Below are 19,624 nucleotides of genomic sequence, written 5' to 3' on the forward strand. Positions count from 1 at the left end.
GCGAACGGTCTTGTCCACGGCGGCGGAATCGCGCGACACTTCGCCCGGTTTCGCCGATGACCCCGAACGGAGACGACATGACCGAACCACGCGCCTTTCTGGTTGGCACGGCCAAGAACGAGGGGCCCTATATCCTCGAATGGGTGGCGCATCACCTTGAGACGGGCTTCACCGACATTGCCATCTACCAGAACGACTCGGACGATCTGACCCATGAAATCCTCCTGCTGCTGCAGGCGATGGGGGTGATTCAGTATTACGAGAATCCGGCGCCGCGCGGCACCAATCAGGTGAAGGCCTATTCGCGCGCCAGCAAGTTGCGGGAGTTCAAAAGCGCCGATTATGCCATGGCGCTGGATCTGGACGAGTTTCTGGTGGTGAAAACCGGCGGGGGCCGGATTGCCGATCTGGAAGCCGCCGCCCCGCCCTTCGATCTGATGATGGTAAACTGGCGGCTCTATGGGTCATCGGGCAAGCGGCTGATGAGCTATCGCAAACAGACCGAACGCTTCACCATGGCGGATTATCCGATGCAGGATAACAGCCATTTCAATGCCTTCAAGGCGCTGTTCCGCCCGGCGCTGTATGACCGGCCCGGCATCCACCAGCCGCAGCCGAAACCGGGTGTCACCGCCGCGCCGCGCATCACCAATGGCTCGGGCCTGCTGCCGGGGCAGTATCTGGTGAAGAATTACAACTCCACCGATCCGGGCGGGCAGAGCCTCGCGCAGATCAACCATTACATCGTGCGCGATCTGGATACGTTCATCGTGAAAACCCGGCGCGGATCGGCGCATCAGGATGACCGCGAGGTGGGGCTGAAATACTGGGCGCTGCGCAACCGCAATTTCGTGGAGGATGCCAGCATGAAACCCTGGCTGCCCCGCATGTTCGAGCGGCTGCGCGCGTTGGATGACGCCTCGGGCGGGCGGCTGGTGCGGCTGCGCCGCCAGTCGATCGCGCGGCACAAGGAAAAATTCGCCGCCGTGATGCAAGACCCCGAAGCGCAGCGCCTGCGCAAGGATTGCCTGAAATTCGAGGGGCTTGTGCCGCTGATCGGGTCTTACAAGGACTACATCTGACGGCCGGGCTTGACCTTGGCGGCAATTTGGGCTAACCGCGAGGCATGGCACGTTGCCAAGACGCCGGGGCGCCCGGAACGATGCGTCCCTCTCAATTCCTGCGGGCCGATCCCGCTGTGACAGGACGTATATGACCAAATTCTCTGATCTCGCGCTTGATCCGCGTGTTACGCAAGCCGTCGCGGAAGCGGGCTATGAAACCCCCACCCCGATTCAGGCACAGGCGATCCCGCCCGCCCTGCAAGGCCGCGACGTGCTGGGCATCGCCCAGACCGGCACCGGCAAGACGGCAAGCTTCGTGCTGCCGATGATCACGCTGCTGGGCCAAGGCCGGGCGCGGGCGCGGATGCCGCGCAGCCTCGTGCTGTGCCCGACGCGCGAACTGGCGGCGCAGGTGGCCGAAAACTTTGAAACCTATGCGAAATATACCAAGCTGACCAAGGCGCTGCTGATCGGCGGCGTGGCGTTTGGCGAACAGGACAAGCTGATCGACCGCGGCGTCGATGTGCTGATCGCCACCCCGGGCCGGTTGCTGGACCATTTCGAGCGCGGCAAGCTGCTGCTGACCGGCGTGCAGATCATGGTGGTGGACGAGGCGGACCGGATGCTCGACATGGGGTTCATCCCTGATATCGAGAAGATCTTCTCGCTGACGCCGTTCACCCGGCAGACCTTCTTCTTCTCGGCCACCATGGCGCCGGAAATCGAGCGGATCACCAAGACCTTCCTGAGCAATCCGGTGAAGATCGAAGTGGCACGGCAAAGCTCGTCTTCGGAAACCATCGAACAGGCGCTGATCCAGATCACGCCGTCGCGCAAGGACCGGTCTTTCGCCGACAAGCGCGCGGTGCTGCGGGCGCTGATCAAGGCCGAGGGCGAAAGCTGCACCAACGCGATCATCTTCTGCAACCGCAAGATGGATGTGGATGTGGTGGCCAAGTCGCTGAAGGCGCATGGGTTCAACGCGGCGCCGATCCATGGCGATCTGGACCAGTCGCAGCGCACGAAAACGCTGGACGGGTTCCGCGACGGCTCGCTGCATCTGCTGGTGGCATCGGACGTGGCGGCGCGCGGGCTGGACATTCCGGCGGTGAGCCATGTGTTCAACTTCGACGTGCCGTCGCACCCGGAGGATTATGTGCACCGCATCGGCCGCACTGGCCGCGCCGGGCGCAAGGGCAAGGCCTTCACCATCGCGGTGCCGTCGGATGAGAAATATCTGACCAATATCGAGAATCTGGTAAAACAGCCGATCCCGCGCGGATCGGTGCCGGAAGGCTTTACCCTGCCGGAACCGGGCGCGCGCCCGGATCGGCCCGAACGGTCGGACCGCAAGGATGATCGCGGCCCGCGCGGCAAAGGCGGCAAGCCCCAGACCCGCGACGACCGCAAGCCGCAACGCGACGAGCCCAAGCCGCAGCGTGAAGAACCCGTGGTCGTTGTGGCCGAAGCCCCGCGCAAGGAAGAGCGGCGCGACAGCCCGCGCCCGGCGGCACCGGCCCATCATGGCCATGGCCATGTCCATCACCACGGCACCGGCCATGTGGCGCCGCGCGAAGAGCGTCGGGATGACCGGCGCGACTATCGCGGGCGCAATGATCGCGACGACCGTGTGGTCGGCATGGGCGACCATGTGCCGGATTTCATCCTGCGCAGCTTCAAGCTGCCCGAGCGGGTGGTGGACGAGACCGAGAACGAGCTGCCGGAATTGCCGGCGGTGGAAACCGAAACCGCCGACGCGGAATGACAAAAAGGGGCGCTGCGGCGCCCCTTTGCTTTATGTCCCATCCATCTGCCAGAAGATTGGGGGCGCTGCCCCCGCCGCGCGTGCCGCGCGCCTCCCCCGGAGTATTTTTGCCAGGGTGATGGGAAAAGCGCAGCCTTGCCCCTTCATCCTGGCCCAAATACTCAAAAAAAGACCGTGAAACCAAGCGGGGCGCCAGTCAGGTGCCCCACCGGCGCGGTCATTCTTCGATCAGGCGCGAGACGATCACGGTGACTTCGGGTTTCTTGCCGATTTCCTCGACCGCGACCTGACGGACGATGCGGCGGATGGCTTCGTCCATCTTGTCATCGTCGCGCATCACCTTGGCGGGGGCATTGCCGAGGAATTCGGTGATCTCGGTCTCCATCGCATCGGCCAGCGCGGTGCCGCGTTTGCCGATTTCGGGCAGGCCCATCAGTTCGACCCAGGCGTCGCCCAGCGGATCGTCCTGTTCATCGAGGATCACGGTGGCGACGGCATGGCCGTTCAGCGCCATGCGGATGCGTTCGCGGATCACGCCATCCATCGCGCCGATCAGCACCGAGCCGTCGAGATAGAGCCGCCCGGTGTCGATATATTCGGCCACTTCAGGGGTGGGGCCGGTCAGGTCGATCATCATGCCATTGGTGGCGATTTCGGCGGCGATGCCGCGTGCCGCGGCCAGTTTGGCATGTTCGCGGAGGTGGCGGTGTTCGCCATGCATCGGGATCAGGATCTCTGGCTTCAGGATCTCGTGCATCTTTTCGAGATCGGGGCGGTTGGCATGGCCCGACACATGGTAACGCCCGTTGGTATCATCGACGACATCGACGCCCATTTCCGAAAAGGCGTTCATGATGCGGCCGACGCCGCGTTCATTGCCCGGAATGGTTTTGGAGGAGAACAGGAAGGTGTCGCCCTCCTTCATCTCCAGCCCGAGATAGCGACCGCGCGCCAGTTGCGCGGTGGCGGCGCGGCGTTCGCCCTGGCTGCCGGTGACGATCAGCATCAGATTCTGGCGCGACACTTCCACCGCCATTTCGGCGGGGATGGTGGGGGGCATGCCGGTCAGCACGCCGGTTTCCTCGCCCACCTTGACCATGCGCTGCATGGCGCGGCCCAGAAGGCAGACCGAGCGGCCTGCGGCGCGCCCGGCCTCGGCCAGGGTTTTCAGGCGGGCGACGTTGGAGGCGAAGGTGGTGGCCACCACCATGCCGCCGGCATTGGCGATCAGCCCGTGCAGCGGATCGGCCAGCGTGGTTTCCGACCGGCCCGGCAGCGGCGAGAAGACGTTGGTGCTGTCGCACATCAGGGCGCGGATCGGCGCCTCGGCAGCGATGTCGCGGAACAGCGCTTCGTTCCAGCCCTCGCCCACCACCGGCGAGGGATCCAGCTTGAAGTCGCCGGAATGGAACAGCCGCCCGGCGGGCGTGTCGATGATCAGCGCCGAACTTTCGGGGATCGAATGGGCGACCGGCACGAATTGCAACTTGAAGGGACCGGCCTCGATCACGGCGGGGCGGGCCTCGACCGTGTGGATCACATCGAGCGGGTGGCCGTGTTCTTCAAACTTCAGGCGGCCGATGGCGGCGGTGAAGCGGCGGGCATAGACGCGCTTCTTCAGCCGGGGCCAGAGGTGCCCCAGCGCGCCGATGTGATCTTCGTGCGCATGGGTGATGAAGATCGCCTCGATCCGGTCCAGCCGGTCTTCCAGCCATTTCACATCGGCCATGATCAGATCGACGCCGGGCGTCGTTTCCATCTCGCCGAAGGTCACGCCCAGATCGACGACGATCAGGCGTTCGCGGTCTTCGGGGCCGTAGCCATAGACATAGCAGTTCATGCCGATTTCGCCGGCGCCGCCCAGAGGCAGATAGATCAGGCGGTTCGTCGTGCTCATGCGGTTTCCAGTTCCTTGTTGTGGCGGTGGATGAGGACGAGGCCATGCATCGTCAGATCGTCTTCCACCGAATGAAATAGTTCGGTTCCCTGCTGGAACAAAGGGGCGAGGCCGCCGGTTGCGATGACCATCATCGGGTTTTCGCGCTCGGCGCGGATCTGGCGCACGATGCCTTCGACGAGGCCGATATATCCCCAATACACGCCCGCCTGCATGCAGGCCACCGTATTCGTGCCGATGGCAGAGTGCGGGCGGGCGATGTCGATATGCGGCAGGGCGGCGGCGGCCATGTGCAGCGCCTCCAGCGACAGGTTCACGCCGGGGGCAATGACGCCGCCGATATAGGCGCCGTCCACATCCACCACGTCGAAGGTGGTGGCGGTGCCGAAATCGACCACGATCAGGTTGCCGCCATGGCGATCGAAGCCCGCGACGGTGTTCACCAGCCGGTCGGGGCCGACGGTGGTGCCCTGATCGACGCGCGGCGCGACGGGCAGCGCACATTCGGGCTTGCCCACGACGATGGGGCGGCAGTCGAAATAGCGGTTGCACAGCACGCGCAGGTTGAACACCACGCGCGGCACGGTGGAGGAGATGATCGCCTCGGTGATATGCGCCTCGGTTTTCGTCAGCATCAGCAGCGACGAGAACCAGACGAAATATTCGTCGGCGGTGCGTTTGTGATCGGTGGCGATGCGCCAGGTGGCGCGGAACTGTGCGCCGTCCCAGATGGAAAACACGGTGTTGGTATTGCCGCAGTCGATGGCGAGGAGCATGGGGCCTCTCTCAGAAAAAAACCTCGGCGGCGGGGATGGCGACCCGCGTGCCGGACATGTTGAGCACCAGCGCGCCGGTGCTGTCGATGGTCTCGAAAATACCGTCGCGGGTGGTGGTGCCGGTGCGGGCGCGGATCTTTTCGCCCAGGCGCGCGGCGCGCGACAGCCAGGCGGCGCGCAGCGGGGCGAAGCCTTCGGTGGTGAAGGTCGCCTCCCATGCCGCGAAGGCGGGGGCGAGGTGGTCGAGGAAGGTTTCGGGCGGGATGCGCAGCCCGGTTTCGCCCAGCAGGCTGACCGGGGCGACGGCGCCGGGTTCCACCTGTTCGGGCGTGGGGGCGGCGATCAGGTTGACGCCGATGCCGATCACCAGATGCGAGACCTGCCCGCCCTGCCCCGCGCTTTCCAGCAGGATGCCGGCCAGCTTGCCGCCATTGCACAGCACGTCATTGGGCCATTTCAGCGCGAAGGCCTGCGGCAGGCCGGTGAGGTTGACGCAGGCATCATAGAGCGCGAGGGCGGCGGCGAAGCTGCGCAGTGCCACCTGATCGGCGGGGCCTGCCGGTTTCATCACCAGCGAGCCGTAGAAATTGCCGCGCGGGCTGCTCCACGGGCGGCCCCGGCGGCCACGCCCGGCGGTCTGCTCGCCCGCAATGACCCACGCCGGACCTGAGAGGCCCGGCGCGAGGGATGCCGCAAAGGCATTGGTGCTGTCTACCGCAGGCAGGGCGTGGCGGGCCACGCCTGCGGGCCAAGCGGGTTTAGCGCACAAGGGCTTCTGCCGCGATGGCCGCTGCCGGGTCGATGCCCATCAGGTTGACGATGCCGACGACCATGATCGCCGCCGAGGCCATGAGGGCCAGCCATTGCACCGCGCCCATCCGGCTTTCGACGCCATCGGTTTCCTTGCCGAAATACATGTAGAACACGAGGCGCAGGTAGTAGAAGGCGCCGATCACCGAGGCCACGGCGCCTGCGGTGGCAAGCCACACCATGCCCGCATCGACGGTGGCCTTCAGCACATAGAACTTCCCGAAGAAGCCCAGCATCGGCGGCACACCGGCGAGGCTGAACAGCAGCACCAGCATGGCCAGCGCCTTCAGCGGTTCCTTTTTCGAGAACATGTTGAGCGCGTGGATATCCGAAACCGGCTTGCCGTCCCGTTCCAGCGACAGGATGAAGGCGAAGGTGCCGACGTTCATGGTGACATAGATCGCCATGTAGACCAGCATCGCCTGCACCCCCGCTGCCGTGCCGGCGGCAAGGCCAAGCAGCGCATAGCCCATATGGGCGATGGAGGAATAGGCCATCAGGCGCTTGAGGTCTTTCTGGCCAATGGCGGCAACCGCGCCGAGGAACATCGACAGCAGCGACATCGCCGCGATGACCTGCGTCCAGTCCGCCGGGATGGCGCCGAAGGCGTCATAGACGAGGCGGGCGAACAGCGCCATGGCGGCGACTTTCGGCGCGGTGGCGAAGAAGGCGGTCACCGGGGTCGGCGAGCCTTCGTAGACATCGGGCGCCCACATGTGGAACGGCGCGGCAGACACCTTGAAGGCCAGACCGGACAGCATGAACACAAGGCCGAACAGCAGGCCCAGCGGCACGCCCTCGCCCAGCGTGGACAGGATGCCCGAGAACAGCGTGGTGCCCGCATAGCCATAGGTCAGCGAAGCGCCATAGAGCAGCAGACCCGAGGAGAAGGCGCCGAGCACGAAGTATTTCAGCCCGGCCTCGGTCGATTTGGCACTGTCGCGGCGGATCGAGGCGATGACGTAAAGCGCCAGCGATTGCAGTTCGAGACCGATATAGAGCGCCATCAGGTCGCCCGCCGAGACCATCATCATCATGCCGACAACCGACAGGGCGACGAGGATCGGGTATTCAAACCGGGCAAGGCCGCGGCGCTGCATGTAATCGGCGCTCATCACCAGAACGGCGGCGGCGGAGAGCAGGATGGTGACCTTGGCAAAGCGGGCGAAGGGATCATCGTTGAACATGCCGCCAAAGGCGGTGCGCGCGCCTTCGCCGTTCACGCCAATCCAGACGGCGAGCAGCGCAAACACCGCCGCCGTGGCCCAGGTGATCAGCCCGGTGGTCTTGTCCTTGCCGGTATAGACCCCGAACAGCAGCGCGGCCATGGCGAAGAGCGCCAGAATGACCTCGGGCAGGAGGATGTTGAAATCGGAACCAGTCATCTTGCGGCCCTCAGTGGCTGGCCGCTTCCGCCACGTCGGACGACGTGGGGATGGCAGCATGGTATTCGGTCACGAGCTGTCCCACCGAAGGGCCGATCATGTCGGTCACCAGCGAAGGATACACGCCCAGAAGCAGGGTCATCACCACCAGCGGGGCGAAGATCGCCTTTTCGCGGGAGGTCATGTCGGTGATGGATTTCAGCGCCTCTTTCACCAGATCGCCAAAGACGACGCGGCGGTAGAGGAACAGCGCATAGGCCGCCGAGAAGATCACGCCCGAAGTGGCGACAGCGGCCACCCAGGTATTGACCTGGAAGATGCCCATCAGCGTCAGGAATTCACCGATGAAGCCCGAAGTGCCCGGCAGGCCGACATTGGCCATGGTGAAGAACATGAAGATCAGCGCATAGGCGGGCATGCGGATGACAAGGCCGCCATAAGCGTCGATGTCGCGGGTGTGCATGCGGTCATAGATCACGCCGACGCAAAGGAACAGCGCGCCCGAGATGAAGCCGTGGCTGACCATCTGGAAGATCGCGCCGTCGATGCCCTGCTGGTTGGCGGCGAAGATGCCCATGGTCACATAGCCCATGTGCGCGACCGACGAATAGGCGATCAGCTTTTTCATGTCCTGCTGAGCCAGCGCGACCAGCGAGGTGTAGACGATGGCGATGGCCGACATCCACAGCACCAGCGGCGTCATCACGTCAGCCCCCACCGGAAACATCGGCAGCGAGAAGCGCAGGAAGCCGTAGCCCCCCATCTTCAGCATGATCGCGGCCAGCACGACAGACCCCGCCGTCGGCGCCTGAACGTGGGCATCGGGCAGCCAGGTATGCACCGGCCACATCGGCATCTTCACCGCGAAGCTGGCGAAGAAGGCGAGGAACAGCAGCGTCTGCAAGCCGCCGACGATCTGCAGGCCGCCGATCGACAGGGTTTCCGAAGCGAAGGTATGCGACATCAGCGCCACCATGTCGGTGGTGCCCGCATCGACATACATGGCGATCATCGCCACCAGCATCAGCACCGAGCCGAGGAAGGTGTAGAGGAAGAACTTGAAGGCCGCATAGATGCGTTCCTTGCCGCCCCAGATGCCGATGATCAGGAACATCGGGATCAGGCCCGCCTCGAAGAACAGGTAGAACAGCACCAGATCCAGCGCGCAGAACACGCCGAGCATCAGCGTTTCCAGCAGCAGGAAGGCGATCATGTATTCCTTCACCCGCGTCTCGACGCCCCAGCAGGCGGCGATGGTGATCGGCATCAGGAAGGTTGTCAGCAGCACGAACAGCACCGAAATGCCGTCGATGCCCATCTTGTACTGCAGGCCAAGGATCCATTCGCGATCCTCGACGAATTGCATCCCGGTATTGGCGGGATCGAAGCCGGTCAGGATCACCAGCGACACAAGGAAGGTGGCGGTGGTGGCCAGCAGCGCAACCCATTTGGCGTTGCGCTGGGCCGCCGCATCATTGCCGCGCAGGAACAGCGCCAGAACGGCGGCGGCCACTGCCGGAATGAAGGTGATGATGGAAAGGACGTTTTCCATTAGTGCGCGCCCCCCGAGAGCGACATCCAGGTGATCAGGGCGGCGATGCCCAGAACCATGGCGAATGCGTAGTGGAAGATGTAGCCCGATTGCATCCGGGCCGCGAGGCGGGTGAGCAGCGGAATGAAGCCCATCGCCACGCCGTTGATCGTGCCGTCGATCACCGCGCCGTCGCCCTTCTTCCACAGGAAGGAGCCGAGCCAGCGGGCGGGGATCACGAAGACGGCGTTATACAGCTCGTCGAAATACCACTTGTTGAGCAGGAATTCGTAGAGCGGGCGTTGCGCCGCAGCCAGACGCTTCGGCAGGTCGGGCTTGCGGATGTAGAACTGGAAGGCCAGCGCGAAGCCCAGCACCATGGCGATGAAGGGCGAGACCTTGACCCAGGCCGGAACGGCATGGGCGGCGGCGATGATATTGACCGGCTCGTGATGGCCTTCGCCTTCATGGAAGCCGATGCGGGCCTTCACCGATTCAAGCTCTTCCGGGCCATACGGCAGGATGCTGACAGCACCTTTCGGGGCGGTGGCAACGGCATGGGTTTCCGCCGGGGCCGCGTGGGTTTCGGTCGCGGTCGCCTCGGTTGCGGTGCCTTCGGCCGGGGCCGCGTGATCGCCTTCGGCAGCGACTTCGCCGTGTTCGGCCACGGCTTCCATCGCGAACCAGGCGCGCATCTTCGCCTCATCCCCGAAGAAGCTGTTATACCACAGCATCCCCGAGAACACCGCGCCAAGCGCCAGAACGCCGAGCGGAATCAGCATGACCATCGGGCTTTCATGCGGCTCGTGTGCGCCATGGCCGTGATCGTCGTGGCCATGCCCGTGGGCATCATGGCCGTGATCGTCATGCGCATGGGCGCGGCTTTCCCCGTAGAAGGTGAGGAACATCAGGCGCCAGGAATAGAACGAGGTCATGCAGGCGGCGATCACCAGCAGCCAGAAGGCGTAATCGGAGCCGACATAGGCGCTTTCGATCACGGCGTCTTTCGACAGGAAGCCGGCAAAGCCGAAATGGGTGAGCGGGATGCCGACGCCGGTGATGGCCAGCGTGCCGATCATCATCGCCCAGAAGGTCAGCGGGATCTTCTTCCGCAGCCCGCCGTAATTGCGCATGTCCTGTTCGTGGTGGGTGGCGTGGATCACCGAACCGGCGCCAAGGAACAGCATGGCCTTGAAGAAGGCGTGCGTGAACAGGTGGAACATGGCGACCGGATAGGCCCCCACACCGGCAGCGACGAACATGTAGCCCAGCTGCGAGCAGGTGGAATAGGCGATCACGCGCTTGATGTCATTCTGCACCAGACCGACGGTCGCAGCGAAGAAGGCGGTGGTGGCGCCCAGCACGGTGATCATGGTCGTGGCATCGGGCGCATATTCATACAGCGGCGACATGCGGCAGACGAGGAACACCCCGGCGGTCACCATGGTGGCGGCGTGGATCAGCGCCGACACCGGGGTCGGGCCTTCCATCGCATCGGGCAGCCAGGTGTGCAGGCCAAGCTGCGCCGATTTGCCCATCGCGCCGATGAACAGCAGGACGCCGATCAGGTTAGCAGCGTTCCACTCGCCCCACAGGAAGGAAAGGTTCATCGTGGCCAGTTCGGGCGCCTTGGCGAATACGTCATCCAGACGGATGCTGTCGGTCAGGAAGAACAGCGCGAAGATGCCAAGCGCAAAGCCGAAGTCGCCCACACGGTTGACGATGAAGGCCTTCATCGCGGCGGCATTGGCCGAAGGTTTGCGGTAGTAGAAGCCGATCAGCAGGTAAGATGCGACGCCCACGCCTTCCCAGCCGAAGAACATCTGCACCAGGTTGTCGGAGGTGATCAGCGTCAGCATGGCGAAGGTGAAGAACGACAGGTAGGCGAAGAAGCGCGCCTTGTAATGTTCGCCTTCGTGCCAGTTGTCGTCATGCGCCATGTAGCCGAAGCTGTAGAGGTGGACGAGCGCGGAGACCGAGTTCACCACCACCAGCATGATCGCGGTCAGCCGGTCCAGCCGGATCGCCCATTCGGTATCGAGCGTGCCCGACTGGATCCAGGTCAGCAGGTGGATATGCTGCGTTTCGCCATTGAAGGTCAGGAAGATGACCCAGGACAGCGCCGCCGCCAGAAACACCAGCGAGGTGGTGATGACCTGCCCGGCAAATTCGCCGATGATGCGCCAGCCGAAGCCGCAGATCAGGGCGCCGACCAGCGGCGCAAGAAGAATGATCGTGGCCATGAGTGCTTAGCCTTTCATCACGTTGGCGTCTTCGACTTCGATCGTGCCGCGGGTGCGGAAGAAGCTGACGAGGATCGCAAGACCGATGGCAGCCTCGGCGGCGGCGACGGTCAGCACGAACATCGTGAAGACCTGCCCGACCAGATCGCCGAGGAAGCTGGAGAAGGCGACGAGGTTGATGTTCACCGCCAGCAGCATGAGTTCAATCGACATCAGGATGACGATCACGTTCTTCCGGTTGAGGAAGATGCCGAAGATGCCGATGACGAACAACGCCGCCGCCACCGTCAGGTAATGTTCAAGTCCTACCATTCTCGTCCCTCCGGGTCCGTCACCCGATATTTTTTACTTGTCGGCGGCCTACACTGGGCCGCCCGGTTCCGTCATCCGGCAGCGGTGCCTTACAGCCCCTGCCCCGGCTTCACGTCTTTCAGCTCCATCGCCTTGGCCGGGTCGCGCCACATCTGGTGCAGCACGTTCTGGCGCTTCACGTCCTTGCGGTGGCGCAGGGTCAGCACGATGGCGCCGATCATGGCGACCAGCAGCACGAGGCCCGAGGCCTGGAACAGGTAGATGTATTGGTCATAGATCAGCAGACCCAGCGCGCGGGTGTTTTCCACCTCGGTCATCGCCGGGGTCACCGCCTGGCGCAGACCCAGCGCGCCGTCGGCCTGCACCCAGGCGGCATAGGCCATGCCGAATTGCAGCAGGATGACCACGCCCACCAGCAGCGCCAGCGGCATGGTGCGGGCCATTTCGCCCTTCAATTCCTCGAAATCGACATCGAGCATCATCACCACGAACAGGAACAGCACCGCCACCGCGCCGACATAGACGATGATCAGCAGCATCGCCACGAATTCGGCGCCCAGCAGCACGAACAGCCCGGCAGAGCTGAGGAAGGCCAGGATCAGCCAGAGCACCGAATGGACCGGGTTGCGCGACACGGTGACCATGAGCCCCGCAGCCACCACCACCACGGCGAAGCAATAGAAGGCGTAATCCGCAACGCTCATGCGTTTTTCTCCTCGATTTCCGCAAAGACGGCCTGAGCCTGCTCAAGCGCCTTCTGCATGGCGGGCACCCCGCCGAACATGCTCATCTGCCAGATCACTTCCGCGATCTCGCGTTTCGTTGCCCCCGCCTCCAACGCATGGCGGATGGTCAGTTTCAACTGCGGCTCGGCATGGGCGCCCAGCACCGTCAGCGCGGCGATGGTCACCAGCAGGCGCGTCTTGGCATCCAGACCTTCGCGGTTGAAGGTCTTGCCGAACCACAGCTCCATCATGTCTTTCGTCATGGTGGGGAACAGCTTTTCGAAGCCTTTCACCGACATGCTTTCCAGCGCAGGGTTGAAGGAGCGGACCATCTCCTGCCCCTGTTCCATCATCGACTTGAAAAGCTTGGTGAAATCTTCGGTCATGGGGTTCTCACCGGTACGGAGCGTCAAGCTCGAGGTTGCGGGCGATCTCTGCCTCCCAGCGGGCGCCGTTTTCCAGGAGTTTTTCCTTGGAGTAATACAGCTCTTCGCGGGTTTCGGTCGAGAACTCGAAGTTCGGGCCTTCGACGATGGCATCGACCGGGCACGCCTCTTGGCAGAAGCCGCAATAGATGCATTTCGTCATGTCGATATCGTAACGCGTGGTGCGGCGGCTGCCGTCCTCGCGCGGTTCGGCGTCGATGGTGATGGCCTGCGCCGGGCAGATCGCCTCGCACAGCTTGCAGGCGATGCAACGCTCTTCGCCATTGGGATAGCGGCGCAGCGCGTGTTCACCGCGGAACCGCGGCGAGAGCGGGCCCTTTTCATGCGGATAGTTCAGCGTCGCCTTGGGGGCGAAAAAGTATTTCAACCCCAGACCGAAGCCTTTGATGAAATCCACGAGCAGGAAGTATTTCGTGGCCCGGTTAAAATCAATCGCGCCCATCTTGCGCTTCCTTTGCCTTGATATCTCTGATTTCGCCCGCGTTGTTATGCGGCGTCCACTTCACCTCGTAGTCGCTTTGCAGCATCCGCTCCCCCATCACGCTGTCGGGCAGACGCTCGACCTCGTAATACAGATAGACGCGGCCCGCCGGGAAGTTGATGCCCCGGAAGCGCAAGCGGCGGCCAACGATGGCCGGATCGGGGAAGGCCAGCTCGTAGCCTTCTTTGGTCGCGTCTTTCTCGACGGCCTTGCAGACATGCACCTTGCAGCCGCAGGTCCGTTTCCAGAAGCTCCAGACCAGTTCGGGATTGAACTGATACAGCCCGTGCCCCATCCAGCCGTTCATCCCGTTGACCGAGATGAAGCGGCCGCCCGGTTTCAACATGCGGAACACGCTTTGCAGCGCCATCGGCACGTTGAACACATGTTCCAGCGTGCCGCCGTCGAAGATCAGGTCGAACTGGCCTTCCAGTTCCGGCCCGACCGGGCAGTTGAGATCCTGCAGGATCGTCGCGCCTTCGTAATCCGAAAAATCCAGCGCCTCCATCTGGCCGAAGCCGAGGCTGGACATCAGCGTTTCGCAATAGCCGTCTTCCTGCACGGTAGCGAGGAAGTCGCCCTCCTTGCCGGCCTGCTTCCACGCCCGCTGGTATTTCCGCTGCAACCGCCCCTGCGGCTGCCATTTGTGACGCCCAAGCATCAGCGTCCGGCCCGCAGGCTGGAACCGGGTCGAGAGTTTGCAAAGCTCGTCGAAGATGACGAAGTCCACTCCCATCGAAATCAGCCCCCGATCGTCCAGCGCGCCCAGAGGCCGCCGAGCACTTCGTATTTGGCAAGGAACGACACGACGACCACCCAGCCGAGCGACAGCGGCAGGAAGACCTTCCAGCCGATGCGCATCAGCTGGTCATAGCGGTAGCGCGGCACGATGGCCTTCACCATGGCGAACATGAAGAAGAAGAAGGCCATTTTCAGCACCATCCAGAAGGCGCCGTCGGGCAGACCCGGGATGGGCGACAGCCAGCCGCCGAAGAACAAGAGCGAGATCAGCGCGCACATCAGGAAGATGGCGATATATTCGCCCGCCATGAACAGCAGGAAGGGAGTCGCCGAATATTCCACCTGATAGCCGGCCACCAGTTCGGATTCCGCTTCGGGCAGGTCGAAGGGCGGGCGGTTGGTTTCGGCCAGTGCCGAGATGAAGAACAGCGCCACCATCGGCAGATGCGGCAGCCAGTACCAGCCGAAGAAGCCCCAGCCGGTATCCTGCGCGGCGACAATGTTCGAGAAGTTCATCGAGCCGGTGGAGATGATCACCCCGATGATGATCAGGCCCAGCGACACCTCGTAAGAGATCATCTGCGCGGCAGACCGCAGCGAGCCGAGGAACGGGTATTTGGAGTTCGACGCCCAGCCCCCCATGATGACGCCGTACACCTCCAGCGAGGAAATGGCGAAAACGTAGAGGATGGCGACGTTGATGTCGGCCAGCACCCAGCCGGTGCTGAACGGGATCACCGCCCAGGCGATCATCGCCAGCACGAAGCTGAGCATCGGGGCGAGGAAATAGACCGGGCGGTCGGCGCCGGCCGGGATCACCACTTCCTTCACCACATATTTCAGCGCGTCCGCCACCGATTGCAGCAGGCCGAAGGCGCCCACCACGTTGGGGCCCCGCCGCATCTGGACCGCAGCCCAGATCTTGCGGTCGCCATAGACGAGGAAGAGCAGCGAGATCATCACGAAGGCGATGACAAGGAGACTTTGCGCCGCGATCAGCAGCGCCATCCCCAGCCCGGTTTGCAGAAATTCAGCCATTTTGCCGTTGTCCCTCAGCCCATTCTTTCTCGTTCATACCGTCGGTATCCCCTGCTCGCCGCAATCGCGCACCGTCACCTCGGCGTCGATCGTCTTGAGCCCGCGGGGCAGAGCGGCGGAGATGACATAGACCGCATCCCCGCGCCAGGTTGTTCCCGTTTGCGCCACATTCGTGCGCACATGCCGCGCGAACCCGAAGCCCCGGATCAGCGCATATTGGGCCGCAGCACAGCGCGCATAGGCCTCTACATCCTCGACCCCCGCCGCCCCGTCCATCGAGACGCGGAAATCCACCATCTCGTCATCCAGCAGGATCGTTTCGATCCCGTGATATTTCGGCGCGCCCGAGGTTGCCACCGTCGCCACCGCGCAGCCCGACAGCACCGCAAGCGCGGCGGTCAGGGCAGCAAGGGGGCGACGCTGGCGCATCGGCTTACTCCGCCGCGAGCGGGGTTTGCGCCCGCGCGATGGCCATGGCCGACAGCTCGCCCATCAGGGCAGAGGCGCGGGCGATGGGGTTGGTCAGGTAGAAATCCTTCACCGCAACGCGGAAGGTGGCAGCCCCCGGATCACGCAGCGCCAGTGCCGGGCCGGTGTTGGCGGGCACCTCGTCGATCTGCCCCAGATGCGGATGCACGTTGAGGATGGCATGGCGCAGCGCGGCAAGGCTGTCCCAGGCCAGCGTCGTGCCGATTTCGGCGGACAGCGCGCGCAGGATCGCCCAGTTTTCCTTGGCCTCGCCCGGCGCGAACCCGGCGCGCTGCGCCAGTTGCGGGCGGCCTTCGGTGTTCACGAACAAGCCGTTTTCTTCGGTATAGGCGGCGCCCGGCAGGATGATGTCGGCGCGGTGCGCGCCGCGGTCGCCATGGCTGCCCTGATAGATCACCGTGGCCCCGGCGGCGATTTCCACCTCGTCGGCGCCCAGATTGTAGATCACCTCGGCCCCGTCCAGCGCGGCGGCAAGGCCGCCTTCGGTGGTGCAGCCGACATCCATCGCGCCGACACGGGCGGCGGCAGAGTGCAGCACCAAGAGACCGGCACCCGCAGCGGCGGCCAGCGCCTGTGCATGGGCCAGAACCGCCTCGCCATCGGCTTCGGTCAGCGCGCCCTGCCCCACGATCACCACGCCGCCCGTCTGGGTGGCGGATTTCGCGGCGGCGACCAGCGCGGCGCGGTCGGTGCCGAGATGGGTGTAATCATAGGTCAGATCGGCGGCGGGGCCGATCAGGTTGACCTGCGCGCCTTTGGTCCAGGCCTTGCGGAGGCGGGCGTTCAGCACCGGCGCCTCGTTGCGAGGGTTGGTGCCGATCAGCCAGATCGCCTTGGCGGTATCAATATCCTCGATCGCGGCGGTGCCGACATAGGCGGCGCGATTGCCCGCAGGCAGGCGCGCGCCATCGGTGCGGCATTCAACCTTGCCGCCCATCGCCTCGACCAGTGTCTTCAGGCTGTAGGCCGCTTCGACCGGCACCAGATCGCCGACGAGGCCGACCAGTTTCTTGCCCTTCATCGCGCTCGCGGCGGCGGCCAGCGCCTCGCCCCAGCTGGCTTTGCGCAGACGGCCGTTTTCGCGGATATAGGGCGTATCCAGCCGCTGACGGCGCAGGCCGTCCCAGATGAAGCGGGACTTGTCGCTCAGCCATTCCTCGTTCACGCCGTCATGGTTGCGCGGCACGATGCGCATCACTTCGCGGCCCTTGGTGTCGATGCGGATGTTCGAGCCGAGCGCATCCATCACGTCGATGGATTCGGTCTTGGTCAGCTCCCACGGGCGGGCGGTGAAGGCATAGGGTTTGGAGGTCAGCGCGCCGACCGGGCACAGATCAATGATGTTGCCCTGCAGGTTCGAGGCCAGCGTTTCGTTGAGGTAGGAGGTGATCTCGCTATCCTCGCCGCGCCCGGTCTGCCCCATCTGGGTGATGCCCGCGACCTCGGTCGTGAAGCGCACGCAGCGGGTGCAGGAAATGCAGCGGGTCATCTTGGTTTCGACCAGCGGCCCGAGGTTCAGGTCTTCCGACGCGCGCTTCGGCTCGCGGTAGCGGCTGAAATCCACGCCATAAGCCATGGCCTGATCCTGCAGGTCGCATTCGCCGCCCTGATCGCAGATCGGGCAATCCAGCGGGTGGTTGATGAGCAGGAACTCCATCACGCCTTCGCGGGCCTTCTTGACCATCGGCGAATTGGTTTTCACCACGGCGGGTTCGCCATTCGGGCCGGGGCGCAGGTCGCGCACCTGCATGGCGCAAGAGGCGGCGGGCTTGGGCGGGCCGCCCACGACCTCGACCAGACACATCCGGCAGTTGCCCGCGATGGACAGACGCTCGTGATAGCAGAAACGCGGGATTTCGATCCCGGCGACCTCGGCCGCCTGAATGATCGTCATCGCGGCGTCAACCTCGACCTCGATGCCGTCGATGATGATTTTCTTGAGGTTGCTCATCAGGTTACTCCGCCGAAATCCGCGACGGGGCAAGGCCCCGCGCCGTCATCTGTTGAAAGGGAGTCATGCGCAGCCCCCCTCGAAAACCCATGCGCCGTTGACATATGTCCCCAGCGCGGAAGTGTTGAACCGGCCCCCGGCGCGGTCGCAGGCGATGCGCGCCACGTCCTTGGCCATGCGGCCCTGATCGTCGGCGAACGGCGCCACGACCACGCGCAGCCCATCGACCGGCACCGCCCCAGCCGGGGTCAGCGCCCGGCCCGGCTGCCCGGCCAGTAGTTTCGACTGGAACGCCACACCCCGATATTCCACGGTCTGCGACGGCCCATAGGTCGGCTGCGGCCCCCTTGGCGTCGCAGGTGCGGCGACGCAGGCCGAAAGGCCCGCGACGACACCCATGCTGATGAGGGGGTGCATATTCATCTTATTCCGCCGCCATCGCGCCCATGCGGCCGGTCTTCTTGGCCTTGATGCGGTCCTCGATCTCGTCGCGGTAATGGCGGATCAGGCCCTGGATCGGCCAAGCGGCGGCGTCGCCAAGGGCGCAGATCGTGTGGCCTTCGACCTGTTTGGTCACCGACAGCAGCATGTCGATTTCCTCGACCTCGGCCTCGCCGCGCACCAGGCGATCCATCACCCGCATCATCCAGCCGGTGCCTTCGCGGCAGGGCGTGCATTGGCCGCAGGATTCATGCTTGAAGAACTTCGCCAGACGCCAGATCGCCTTCACGATGTCGGTGTTCTGGTCCATCACGATCATGCAGGCGGTGCCGAACGAGGATTGCAGCGCGCGCATCCCGTCGTAATCCATGATCGCGTCTTCGCATTTGTCCGCCGGGATCACCGGGCAGCTTGCCCCGCCGGGGATCACCGCCTTGAGGTTCTTCCAGCCGCCGCGCACGCCGCCGCCATGTTTCTCGATCAGTTCCTTCATCGAGATCGACATGGATTCTTCGATCACGCAGGGGGTGTTCACATGGCCCGACATGGCGAACAGCTTGACGCCCGCATTGTTCGGGCGGCCAAAGCCCGCGAACCACGCGGCGCCCCGGCGCAGGATGGTCGGCGCCACGGCGATGGATTCCACGTTGTTCACCGTGGTCGGGCAGCCGTAAAGGCCCGAGCCGGCCGGGAACGGCGGTTTCATCCGCGGCATGCCCTTCTTGCCTTCCAGGCTTTCCAGCAGCGCGGTTTCTTCGCCGCAGATATAGGCGCCCGCCCCGTGATGCAGGTACACGTCGAAATCATAGCCCGACTTGCAGGCGTTCTTGCCGATCAGACCCGCGTCATAGCATTCGTCGATGGCGGCCTGCAGCGCCTCTTTCTCGCGGATGTATTCGCCGCGGATGTAGATATAGGCGGCCACGGCGTTCATGGCGAAACCGGCAACAAGGCAACCTTCGATCAGCGTATGCGGATCGTGGCGCATGATTTCGCGGTCTTTGCAGGTGGCGGGTTCGGATTCGTCGGCGTTGACCACCAGATAGGACGGGCGGCCATCGCTTTGCTTGGGCATGAAGGACCATTTCATGCCGGTCGGGAAGCCTGCGCCGCCCCGGCCGCGCAGCCCTGAGTCCTTCATGATCTGGATGATGCCGTCACGCCCCAGCGCCAGCAGGCCCGCCGTATTGTCCCAATGGCCGCGTTTCATCGCACCCTTGAGGGTGCGGTCGTGCATCCCGTAGAGGTTCGTGAAGATCCGGTCCTGATCCTGCAGCATGTTCTGCCCTCAATTTCCCCGGCCAGCAGCCTTGTGCCGCCGCCAGATCTGATACGTGACAACCAGCGCCCAGATGAACGCGGCCAGTGCGGCGAGGTCGAAGAGGAAGGCATAGCGGGGATCCCAGCCATACATCCCCCCAAGACCCTGCGCCAGAAGCCAGAGCAGCATCGCCCCCACGATGACCAGCGCGACGGTGCGCGCATCGCGCGCCTGTCGCTTGTCCTCGGGGGTCGGGCTGCTCATCCCG

Annotated in this window: 19 protein-coding genes; 2 read left to right on the forward strand and 17 right to left on the reverse strand. The window is 64.1% G+C overall.

The annotated features are described in order from the left end of the window. Positions 1-77: 77 nt before the first annotated feature. Positions 78-1,082: a glycosyltransferase family 2 protein gene (locus BMX43_RS10795; RefSeq protein ID WP_175482084.1), complete on the forward strand. Its 1,005-nt coding sequence runs from the start codon at positions 78-80 to the stop codon at positions 1,080-1,082. A 130-nt stretch (positions 1,083-1,212) separates the two neighbouring features. Next, entirely contained in the window at positions 1,213-2,829 is a 1,617-nt protein-coding gene (locus BMX43_RS10800; protein WP_091301206.1) for a DEAD/DEAH box helicase, read from the forward strand. A gap of 217 nt (positions 2,830-3,046) precedes the next feature. On the opposite strand, the gene BMX43_RS10805 is transcribed toward BMX43_RS10800, so the two are convergent. The 17 genes from BMX43_RS10805 to BMX43_RS10885 all read right to left on the reverse strand — a co-directional run bounded on the left by BMX43_RS10805 (position 3,047) and on the right by BMX43_RS10885 (position 19,620). Continuing rightward, complete coding sequence (locus tag BMX43_RS10805; RefSeq protein WP_091301208.1) at positions 3,047-4,726, reverse strand: ribonuclease J; 1,680 nt, start codon at positions 4,724-4,726, stop codon at positions 3,047-3,049. Further along, on the reverse strand, positions 4,723-5,502 hold the full coding sequence (locus BMX43_RS10810; protein ID WP_091301210.1) for a type III pantothenate kinase: 780 nt from the start codon (positions 5,500-5,502) through the stop codon (positions 4,723-4,725). The genes BMX43_RS10805 and BMX43_RS10810 overlap by 4 nt, the downstream gene beginning before the upstream one ends. Before the next feature lie 10 nt (positions 5,503-5,512). Continuing rightward, positions 5,513-6,271 (reverse strand): biotin--[acetyl-CoA-carboxylase] ligase, encoded by a 759-nt coding sequence (locus BMX43_RS10815; RefSeq protein WP_425431801.1) that lies wholly within the window; start codon positions 6,269-6,271, stop codon positions 5,513-5,515. Next, entirely contained in the window at positions 6,261-7,697 is a 1,437-nt protein-coding gene (gene nuoN / locus BMX43_RS10820; protein WP_091301214.1) for an NADH-quinone oxidoreductase subunit NuoN, read from the reverse strand. Before nuoN ends, BMX43_RS10815 begins: the two co-directional genes overlap by 11 nt. A gap of 10 nt (positions 7,698-7,707) precedes the next feature. Continuing rightward, positions 7,708-9,249, reverse strand: a complete 1,542-nt coding sequence (locus tag BMX43_RS10825; protein ID WP_091301216.1) for an NADH-quinone oxidoreductase subunit M — start codon at positions 9,247-9,249, stop codon at positions 7,708-7,710. Further along, positions 9,249-11,471 (reverse strand): NADH-quinone oxidoreductase subunit L, encoded by a 2,223-nt coding sequence (nuoL, locus tag BMX43_RS10830; protein WP_091301218.1) that lies wholly within the window; start codon positions 11,469-11,471, stop codon positions 9,249-9,251. Before nuoL ends, BMX43_RS10825 begins: the two co-directional genes overlap by 1 nt. A gap of 6 nt (positions 11,472-11,477) precedes the next feature. Continuing rightward, on the reverse strand, positions 11,478-11,783 hold the full coding sequence (gene nuoK, locus BMX43_RS10835) for an NADH-quinone oxidoreductase subunit NuoK (protein ID WP_091301221.1): 306 nt from the start codon (positions 11,781-11,783) through the stop codon (positions 11,478-11,480). 89 nt (positions 11,784-11,872) lie between these two features. After that, positions 11,873-12,487, reverse strand: coding sequence for an NADH-quinone oxidoreductase subunit J (locus BMX43_RS10840; RefSeq protein WP_091301223.1), 615 nt, complete (start codon positions 12,485-12,487; stop codon positions 11,873-11,875). Then, the gene (locus BMX43_RS10845; RefSeq protein WP_091301225.1) at positions 12,484-12,894 is read right to left on the reverse strand and encodes a carboxymuconolactone decarboxylase family protein; all 411 of its coding nucleotides are present in this window, start codon (positions 12,892-12,894) and stop codon (positions 12,484-12,486) included. The genes BMX43_RS10840 and BMX43_RS10845 overlap by 4 nt, the downstream gene beginning before the upstream one ends. A gap of 7 nt (positions 12,895-12,901) precedes the next feature. Beyond that, positions 12,902-13,396: an NADH-quinone oxidoreductase subunit NuoI gene (nuoI, locus tag BMX43_RS10850; protein ID WP_091301227.1), complete on the reverse strand. Its 495-nt coding sequence runs from the start codon at positions 13,394-13,396 to the stop codon at positions 12,902-12,904. Continuing rightward, positions 13,383-14,171, reverse strand: a complete 789-nt coding sequence (locus BMX43_RS10855) for a methyltransferase domain-containing protein (RefSeq protein WP_091301229.1) — start codon at positions 14,169-14,171, stop codon at positions 13,383-13,385. Before BMX43_RS10855 ends, nuoI begins: the two co-directional genes overlap by 14 nt. A 5-nt stretch (positions 14,172-14,176) precedes the next feature. Continuing rightward, complete coding sequence (nuoH, locus tag BMX43_RS10860) at positions 14,177-15,214, reverse strand: NADH-quinone oxidoreductase subunit NuoH (protein ID WP_091301231.1); 1,038 nt, start codon at positions 15,212-15,214, stop codon at positions 14,177-14,179. A 33-nt stretch (positions 15,215-15,247) separates the two neighbouring features. Next, positions 15,248-15,643 carry a hypothetical protein gene (locus BMX43_RS10865; RefSeq protein WP_091301233.1) on the reverse strand — a complete coding sequence of 132 codons (396 nt, stop codon included), beginning with the start codon at positions 15,641-15,643 and terminating at the stop codon, positions 15,248-15,250. Positions 15,644-15,647: 4 nt separating this feature from the next. Next, positions 15,648-17,654: an NADH-quinone oxidoreductase subunit NuoG gene (gene nuoG / locus BMX43_RS10870; RefSeq protein ID WP_091301235.1), complete on the reverse strand. Its 2,007-nt coding sequence runs from the start codon at positions 17,652-17,654 to the stop codon at positions 15,648-15,650. Between the two features lie 63 nt (positions 17,655-17,717). Beyond that, entirely contained in the window at positions 17,718-18,071 is a 354-nt protein-coding gene (locus tag BMX43_RS10875) for a hypothetical protein (protein WP_139201562.1), read from the reverse strand. A 7-nt stretch (positions 18,072-18,078) separates the two neighbouring features. Continuing rightward, entirely contained in the window at positions 18,079-19,374 is a 1,296-nt protein-coding gene (gene nuoF / locus BMX43_RS10880; protein ID WP_091301240.1) for an NADH-quinone oxidoreductase subunit NuoF, read from the reverse strand. Between the two features lie 9 nt (positions 19,375-19,383). After that, a complete protein-coding gene (locus tag BMX43_RS10885) occupies positions 19,384-19,620 on the reverse strand; it encodes a DUF5337 domain-containing protein (RefSeq protein WP_091301242.1) in 237 nt (78 codons plus the stop codon). Positions 19,621-19,624 lie beyond the last annotated feature (4 nt).

The sequence above is a fragment of the Gemmobacter aquatilis genome, assembly GCF_900110025.1.
In the GTDB taxonomy this organism is placed as follows: domain Bacteria; phylum Pseudomonadota; class Alphaproteobacteria; order Rhodobacterales; family Rhodobacteraceae; genus Gemmobacter; species Gemmobacter aquatilis.

Bases quoted from the DNA above. Each gene is read 5' to 3' on its own strand.
- BMX43_RS10795 (WP_175482084.1), top strand. From the start codon at position 78: ATGACCGAACCACGCGCCTTTCTGGTTGGCACGGCCAAGAACGAGGGG.
- BMX43_RS10800 (WP_091301206.1), top strand. From the start codon at position 1,213: ATGACCAAATTCTCTGATCTCGCGCTTGATCCGCGTGTTACGCAAGCC.
- BMX43_RS10805 (WP_091301208.1), bottom strand. From the start codon at position 4,726: ATGAGCACGACGAACCGCCTGATCTATCTGCCTCTGGGCGGCGCCGGC.
- BMX43_RS10810 (WP_091301210.1), bottom strand. From the start codon at position 5,502: ATGCTCCTCGCCATCGACTGCGGCAATACCAACACCGTGTTTTCCATC.
- nuoN (WP_091301214.1), bottom strand. From the start codon at position 7,697: ATGACTGGTTCCGATTTCAACATCCTCCTGCCCGAGGTCATTCTGGCG.
- BMX43_RS10825 (WP_091301216.1), bottom strand. From the start codon at position 9,249: ATGGAAAACGTCCTTTCCATCATCACCTTCATTCCGGCAGTGGCCGCC.
- nuoL (WP_091301218.1), bottom strand. From the start codon at position 11,471: ATGGCCACGATCATTCTTCTTGCGCCGCTGGTCGGCGCCCTGATCTGC.
- nuoK (WP_091301221.1), bottom strand. From the start codon at position 11,783: ATGGTAGGACTTGAACATTACCTGACGGTGGCGGCGGCGTTGTTCGTC.
- BMX43_RS10840 (WP_091301223.1), bottom strand. From the start codon at position 12,487: ATGAGCGTTGCGGATTACGCCTTCTATTGCTTCGCCGTGGTGGTGGTG.
- BMX43_RS10845 (WP_091301225.1), bottom strand. From the start codon at position 12,894: ATGACCGAAGATTTCACCAAGCTTTTCAAGTCGATGATGGAACAGGGG.
- nuoI (WP_091301227.1), bottom strand. From the start codon at position 13,396: ATGGGCGCGATTGATTTTAACCGGGCCACGAAATACTTCCTGCTCGTG.
- BMX43_RS10855 (WP_091301229.1), bottom strand. From the start codon at position 14,171: ATGGGAGTGGACTTCGTCATCTTCGACGAGCTTTGCAAACTCTCGACC.
- nuoH (WP_091301231.1), bottom strand. From the start codon at position 15,214: ATGGCTGAATTTCTGCAAACCGGGCTGGGGATGGCGCTGCTGATCGCG.
- BMX43_RS10865 (WP_091301233.1), bottom strand. From the start codon at position 15,643: ATGCGCCAGCGTCGCCCCCTTGCTGCCCTGACCGCCGCGCTTGCGGTG.
- nuoG (WP_091301235.1), bottom strand. From the start codon at position 17,654: ATGAGCAACCTCAAGAAAATCATCATCGACGGCATCGAGGTCGAGGTT.
- BMX43_RS10875 (WP_139201562.1), bottom strand. From the start codon at position 18,071: ATGCACCCCCTCATCAGCATGGGTGTCGTCGCGGGCCTTTCGGCCTGC.
- nuoF (WP_091301240.1), bottom strand. From the start codon at position 19,374: ATGCTGCAGGATCAGGACCGGATCTTCACGAACCTCTACGGGATGCAC.
- BMX43_RS10885 (WP_091301242.1), bottom strand. From the start codon at position 19,620: ATGAGCAGCCCGACCCCCGAGGACAAGCGACAGGCGCGCGATGCGCGC.